Annotated in this window: 8 protein-coding genes; 2 read left to right on the plus strand and 6 right to left on the minus strand. The window is 55.7% G+C overall.

Features of this window, described 5'->3' with window-relative positions; genetic code table 11:
• Positions 1-7: 7 nt before the first annotated feature.
• Both rpsP and ffh read right to left on the minus strand, forming a co-directional pair.
• Positions 8-259, minus strand: coding sequence for a 30S ribosomal protein S16 (gene rpsP, locus ACEQ15_RS09455; RefSeq protein ID WP_370278903.1), 252 nt, complete (start codon positions 257-259; stop codon positions 8-10).
• A gap of 262 nt (positions 260-521) precedes the next feature.
• Entirely contained in the window at positions 522-1,937 is a 1,416-nt protein-coding gene (gene ffh / locus ACEQ15_RS09460) for a signal recognition particle protein (RefSeq protein WP_370278906.1), read from the minus strand.
• A gap of 252 nt (positions 1,938-2,189) precedes the next feature.
• On the opposite strand from ffh, the gene ACEQ15_RS09465 reads away from it, so the two are divergent.
• Together ACEQ15_RS09465 and ACEQ15_RS09470 are read left to right on the plus strand one after the other, a co-directional pair.
• The gene (locus ACEQ15_RS09465) at positions 2,190-2,978 is read left to right on the plus strand and encodes an inner membrane protein YpjD (RefSeq protein WP_370278907.1); all 789 of its coding nucleotides are present in this window, start codon (positions 2,190-2,192) and stop codon (positions 2,976-2,978) included.
• A 129-nt stretch (positions 2,979-3,107) separates the two neighbouring features.
• Positions 3,108-4,385: an HlyC/CorC family transporter gene (locus tag ACEQ15_RS09470; RefSeq protein ID WP_370278909.1), complete on the plus strand. Its 1,278-nt coding sequence runs from the start codon at positions 3,108-3,110 to the stop codon at positions 4,383-4,385.
• Between the two features lie 70 nt (positions 4,386-4,455).
• Here ACEQ15_RS09470 and ACEQ15_RS09475 read toward each other — a convergent pair whose 3' ends face one another.
• The 4 genes from ACEQ15_RS09475 to ACEQ15_RS09490 all read right to left on the minus strand — a co-directional run.
• On the minus strand, positions 4,456-4,761 hold the full coding sequence (locus tag ACEQ15_RS09475) for an MTH1187 family thiamine-binding protein (RefSeq protein ID WP_370278911.1): 306 nt from the start codon (positions 4,759-4,761) through the stop codon (positions 4,456-4,458).
• A 32-nt stretch (positions 4,762-4,793) separates the two neighbouring features.
• The gene (locus tag ACEQ15_RS09480) at positions 4,794-4,979 is read right to left on the minus strand and encodes a DUF1289 domain-containing protein (RefSeq protein WP_370278912.1); all 186 of its coding nucleotides are present in this window, start codon (positions 4,977-4,979) and stop codon (positions 4,794-4,796) included.
• Complete coding sequence (locus ACEQ15_RS09485) at positions 4,979-5,506, minus strand: gamma carbonic anhydrase family protein (protein ID WP_370278913.1); 528 nt, start codon at positions 5,504-5,506, stop codon at positions 4,979-4,981. The genes ACEQ15_RS09480 and ACEQ15_RS09485 overlap by 1 nt, the downstream gene beginning before the upstream one ends.
• Positions 5,507-5,584: 78 nt before the next feature.
• A partial coding sequence (locus ACEQ15_RS09490) for a CoA pyrophosphatase (RefSeq protein ID WP_370278914.1) occupies positions 5,585-6,074 on the minus strand: 490 nt, incomplete at its 5' end.

The following is a 6,074-nucleotide window of genomic DNA, read 5'->3' on the forward strand; positions in this document are numbered from 1 at the left end:
CAACCAATTATTCAGCAGCTTTCGCAGCTTCTTTCAGCAGTACAGCTACACGGTCAGAAACCTGTGCACCTTTGCTCTGCCAGTACTCAACACGCTCCAGGTTTACGCGCAGACGCTCTTCCTGGCCACGAGCTGTTGGGTTGAAGAAGCCAACGCGCTCAATAAAGCGACCATCACGTGGGTTGCGTGAGTCAGCTACAGTAAGGTGATAGAAAGGACGCTTTTTAGCGCCGCCACGAGACAAACGAATTGTTACCATGCGAATGGTCCCTTTACTTTTGCGAGTTTTGGTATCGCTCGCAGTTTCATCTACCGACTGCATCCGTTTCAGGACAACAGCCGATCCGTCAGTTCGCCGACCAAAGGCCCACGAACGCAAAATTAGGGCGGGAATTCTACGCGAATTCACCACCCTTTCAAAGAAGTTTATGTCTAAATCTTGGTCAACGGCGGATTTATCTGGGATTTCCGCCGGACAACGAGCTCAAAAGGGAATATTGAGCCCCTAACAGGCAGGAAAATCAGCGAAGGAAACCACCACCGCCCATGCCGCCCATACCACCAGGGCCGCCTGGACCACCGCCCATACCCGGCGGCAGCATACCTTTCATGCCACGCATCATCTTGGCCATGCCGCCTTTACCTTTCATCTTCTTCATCATCTTCGACATCTGCTTATGCTGTTTCAGAAGACGGTTAACGTCCTGCACCTGAGTGCCGGAACCGGCAGCGATACGCTTCTTACGGGAGCCGGAGATAATATCCGGGTTGTGGCGCTCTTTTGGTGTCATGGAGTTGATGATCGCTTCCATCTGGACCACACCTTTCTCTGCACCCGCCATCTGAGCCGCATTGGCCATCTGACCCATGCCAGGCAGCTTATCGAGCATACCCATCATGCCGCCCATGTTTTTCATCTGCTGGATCTGCTCACGGAAGTCTTCCAGGTCAAAGCCTTTGCCCTTCTGGATTTTCTTCGCAAACTTCTCAGCTTTCTGTTTGTCGATCTTCTGTTCTGCTTCCTCAATCAGGGAGAGAACGTCACCCATACCGAGGATTCGGGAAGCCACACGATCCGGGTGGAACGGCTCCAGCGCTTCCACCTTCTCGCCGACACCGAGGAACTTGATCGGCTTGCCGGTAATGTGACGTACAGACAATGCTGCACCACCACGGGCATCACCGTCGGTCTTGGTAAGGATCACACCGGTCAGCGGCAGCTCATCGTTGAACGCGCGCGCGGTGTTGGCAGCATCCTGACCGGTCATTGCATCGACGACAAACAGCGTTTCCACCGGCTTCACCGCCGCGTGCAGACGCTTGATCTCGTCCATCATCTCGCCGTCGACGTGCAGTCGACCCGCGGTATCTACCAGCAGGACGTCGTGGTGCTGAATCTTGGCGTGCTGAATAGCCGCATTCACGATATCGACCGGATCCTGATCCGCAGTGGATGGGAAGAACTCAACCTGTACTTCCGCCGCCAGGGTTTCCAGCTGTTTGATCGCCGCCGGACGGTATACGTCGGCAGATACCACCAGCACCTTTTTCTTCTCACGCTCGCGCAGGTAGCGGGACAGCTTAGCCACGGAGGTGGTTTTACCCGCACCCTGCAGACCCGCCATCATCACAACCGCAGGTGGCTGCGCAGCCAGGTTCAGGGCCTCGTTGGCCTCACCCATGACTTTAACCAGCTCTTCGTTAACGATCTTAACGAACACCTGGCCCGGCGACAGGCTGCTGGTCACTTCAGTACCAACAGCGCGCTCTTTTACGCTGTTAACAAACGCTTTTACCACTGGCAGGGCAACGTCCGCCTCCAGCAGTGCCATACGCACTTCACGCAGGGTGCCTTTAATGTTGTCTTCGGTCAGCTTGGCCTGGCCAGTGACGGTCTTAAGCGTCCGCGTGAGTCGCTCTGTAAGATTCTCGAACATGCTCTGCCTCGGTATCAGGTCCCACAGTCAACGGTCGGTAGGGTTAACATCCGGATAAGCGTTGATAAATGAAAGGCGGGACTCGGAGAAATTTGCAATTGCCGCACATTATACAGTAGCAATAGGTCCATGCCACACCCCCGATATTTCATCCATCCCGCAATTGTGACACACTAGCGAGCTTAGCCGACTGCGACCGCATTCCGGCACCTGTTTTAGTGTTGTGACCTGTCCGCGGACAGGAGGAAAAGGATGCTGATACTTCCCACGCTACTTGCCGCTGCTTTTTATGCCGTAGCGACCTTTCTTCAGTGGCAGATTCTCCAGGGCGAACGCAAACAACCCCGCAAGATAAATCAATTGCTGGGCTGGGCCGGTTTCGCGTGCCATACGGTTGCCGTATACGCGCTGCTGCACCAACCGCAGGGCATCCACCTTGGCTTCTTCGCGATGGGCAGCCTGGTGTCCTGGCTGGTCGTGGCGATTGTCCTGCTGAGCAGCATTCGTCAGGCCATTGATAACCTCTTTATTGGCGTATTCCCGATCGCCCTGCTGGCCGCATTGATTGCCGGCATCATTCCGGAAGAGAGTATCGCCCGCGACTATGACGGCGGGCTGATCACCCATATCCTGCTCTCGGTACTGGCCTACAGCATTCTTACCCTGGCAGTACTGCAGGCGGTTCTGGTGTCCCGTCAGCATTCCGCGCTGAAGCACCACCACACCCGTGGGCTGGTGGCCTCATTGCCGCCACTGCAGACCATGGATCGCCTACTGTTTGAGATGATCTGGTCTGGGTTGATCCTGCTGACCGCCGCACTGATTTCCGGTTTCCTGTTTGTTGATGACCTGTTTGCCCAGCACCTGATACACAAAACCGTGCTGTCGCTGATCGCCTGGGTACTTTATGCCACGCTGATCTGTGGCCGCCAGTTCTTTGGCTGGCGCAGCCACACGGCAACCCGCTGGACCATCGGCGGTTTTATCCTGCTCGCCATGGCCTTTTTTGGCAGCAAACTGGTACTGGAGTGGCTGCTCTAAGCAGCCGCTCTCCCCTTGCTCCGCAGCCGCCCCAGACCTAATCCCGACATCCATCCCTTTCGCCACTTGACAGCCCCTGAGGTCCCCTCGACAATGGACCTCCAACAATAGACTACGGGTTATGCAGTCTTGGAAGACGCATCGATAAGCCTCTTATTAGGCATCCTCTGTTTCCTTATTCTCTGCTCCGCATTTTTCTCCAGTTCTGAAACCGGCATGATGTCGCTCAACCGTTATCGGTTGAAACATCTGGTGAAAAAAAAGCACCCAGGCGCACGCCGGGCAAGCAAGCTGCTGGAGCGCCCTGACCGCCTGATCGGGGTTATCCTGATCGGCAACAACTTTGTAAACATCCTGGCTTCCGCCATCGCAACCATTGTTGCCGTCCGCCTTTGGGGTGACGCTGGTATCGCAATCGCCACCGCACTGCTGACGCTGGTGATCCTGATTTTCGCGGAAGTATCGCCAAAAACGCTGGCCGCCTTGCACCCGGAAAAGATCGCTTTCCCAGCGGCCTACGTCCTGCGCCCATTGCTGACGTTGATCTACCCGCTGGTATGGGCGGTAAACGGCATCACCAACAGCTTCTTGCGCCTGTTTGGCATCAACATCAACAATAACGATAACCACAACCTCAGCACCGAAGAGCTGCGCACATTGGTACACGAAGCTGGAGCTCTGCTGCCCCATCGCAACCAGTCAATGCTACTGGGTGTACTGGAGCTGAGTGAGGTGACCGTTAACGATGTGATGGTGCCGCGTAATGAAGTGGTGGGCATCGACCTGGATGAGGATATCGATCAGATCATTCAGGAACTGAGTGTGACGCCTCACACCCGCCTGCCGGTTTATCGCGGCGAGTTGAACAAGGTGGTGGGTATCCTGCACATGCGCAACCTGGCCCAGGTATTCCATCAGGGCACCATTTCTAAGGCAGCGATCCTGCAGGTTATCGCAGAACCTTACTTCATCCCAGAAAGCACTCCGCTGCAAACCCAGCTGCTGCACTTCCAGAAGCAGGGCCACCGCATGGGGCTGGTTGTGGATGAGTACGGTGATATCGAAGGCGTAGTAACACTGGAAGATATCCTGGAGGAGATCGTAGGCGAGCTGTCCAACGACAAACAGGAAGACAATCAGGACATCCACCCACAGGAAGACGGCACCTATTTTATCGATGGTACCGCTTACATCCGTGATGTGAACAAAGCGCTGGACTGGGACCTGCCAACCGATGGCCCAAAAACCATCAATGGTCTGTTTACCGAAACCCTGGAATCGATCCCGGACGCCAACGCTTGTATGCGCATCGGACGCTACCAGCTGGAGACCCTGCAGATCAAAGACAACCTGATCAAAACGATCCGTATCAGCTGTATTGGGCCACCGGACAAAGACGACGAGTAACACGCGCAACACCAAGGCACAAAAAAGCCCCGTATCAACGGGGCTTTTTATTGCTCAATCAGAACGGCACTTAAGCTTCGGACAGCTTCTGCTCCACGCTGTCGATCTTGTCCTGCATACTCTGCTCACGATCGGTACGGGTTCCGATCCGCATCGATGTGGATACCCGTGGCGCCCCCATCTCGTGCACCACCTCATGACAACGTTTCACCGCCGCAAACACCTCGTCCCACTCACCTTCCACGTTGGTACCGTAGGCATGCATCTGGTGCTCCAATCCGGCTTCCTGCAGAACACGCTGACAGGCCGTCACATATTCAGAGACAGAAACACCGACTCCCAGTGGAATTACACACAGATCGATCATCACCTGCATCAGAATCTCTCCTCAGGCTCTGTTTCAGCGCTTCAGCAGATTTCGCCCTGCTCGCGGCGGGCCACTTTGCTCAGTACTTCGCGCTTCTGTTCATCGGTCATCCCCCCCCACTCACCAATCTCAATGCCGTGGCGGTGGCAGGCGATGCAGATATCGTTCTCGTCCAGTGAGCAGACTCCCACACAAGGGCTGCGCACCGGTGTTACAGCTTCGTTCATCAAACTTCCTGCGGCTTAAAGTCTTTGAGGAAGCGGCGCATGTTCTCCACGTAATGCTCAGAGTTCGCTTCCAGGGCTTTGAGCTGCTCGTCATTGAGCAGACGCTTAATCTTGGCCGGGGAACCCACCACCAGTGAATAATCCGGAATCTCCATGCCTTCCGGCACCAGGGCATTGGCGCCCACCAGGCAGCCTTTACCAATCTTGGCACCGTTTAATACCACCGCACCGATACCGATCAGCGAGCAGTCTCCGACGGTACAGCCATGTAGCATCGCCTTGTGCCCCACGGTCACGTTGGCACCGATATCCAGCGTGTAGCCCGGATCGGTGTGCAGCACGGCTCCGTCCTGAATATTGGTGCCTTCACGGATAATGATCGGGTCGTTGTCGCCACGAATCACCACGTTAAACCAGACACTAGTGCGGTCGTGCAACTCGACATTCCCTATCACGGTCGCGTTTTCAGCGATAAAGTGCTCATCGCCGATCAAACGAACCTGTTGCCCTTCCAGCTCATATAACATTGTTCACTCCTATCGGTGCTCTTTCCTATCACACCTTGCGGTGCTATTGCCTCTTACACCTGGCGGCACTTTTTCCTGTTACACCTTGCGGTGCTCGGGCCGCGGTTTCATCGGAATCTGTGCGTCAAACCCAACGTTGAGCAGCTCCGCCAACATGTACGCGGTTAAGCCCCAAATCACATAGCCCTCAAATTCCCAGGCGGGTACGTAGTGGGTCACATGGGTCGTACGGATCTCGTCCGTGCGGCAGCGGTTATCATCCATCAGGTAACTGAGCGGTACGCGAAAGATTGCGTCCAGCTCGTCCGGATTGGCCTGCAGACGCACATCGTGGGGCACAATGCCCACCCACGGGGTGACCTGCAGCCGGTTTTTCGACATCACCTGGCCGAGGGGGCCGATCACGTCCACGTGATCGGGGTTCAGTCCCACCTCCTCTTCCGCCTCACGCAACGCGGTAAAAAGCAGATCAGGATCGGTCAGGTCATGTTTTCCACCGGGAAAAGCCACCTCTCCGCTGTGACTGGACAGATGCGCGGCCCGACGGGTGAGGATCACTTCCGGCTCG

This window comes from Pontibacterium sp. (assembly GCF_964228735.1).
In the GTDB taxonomy this organism is placed as follows: Bacteria; Pseudomonadota; Gammaproteobacteria; order Pseudomonadales; family Balneatricaceae; genus Pontibacterium.

Bases quoted from the DNA above. Each gene is read 5' to 3' on its own strand.
- ACEQ15_RS09485 (WP_370278913.1), bottom strand. From the start codon at position 5,506: ATGTTATATGAGCTGGAAGGGCAACAGGTTCGTTTGATCGGCGATGAG.
- ACEQ15_RS09465 (WP_370278907.1), top strand. From the start codon at position 2,190: ATGCTGATACTTCCCACGCTACTTGCCGCTGCTTTTTATGCCGTAGCG.
- ACEQ15_RS09475 (WP_370278911.1), bottom strand. From the start codon at position 4,761: ATGCAGGTGATGATCGATCTGTGTGTAATTCCACTGGGAGTCGGTGTT.
- ACEQ15_RS09480 (WP_370278912.1), bottom strand. From the start codon at position 4,979: ATGAACGAAGCTGTAACACCGGTGCGCAGCCCTTGTGTGGGAGTCTGC.
- ffh (WP_370278906.1), bottom strand. From the start codon at position 1,937: ATGTTCGAGAATCTTACAGAGCGACTCACGCGGACGCTTAAGACCGTC.
- rpsP (WP_370278903.1), bottom strand. From the start codon at position 259: ATGGTAACAATTCGTTTGTCTCGTGGCGGCGCTAAAAAGCGTCCTTTC.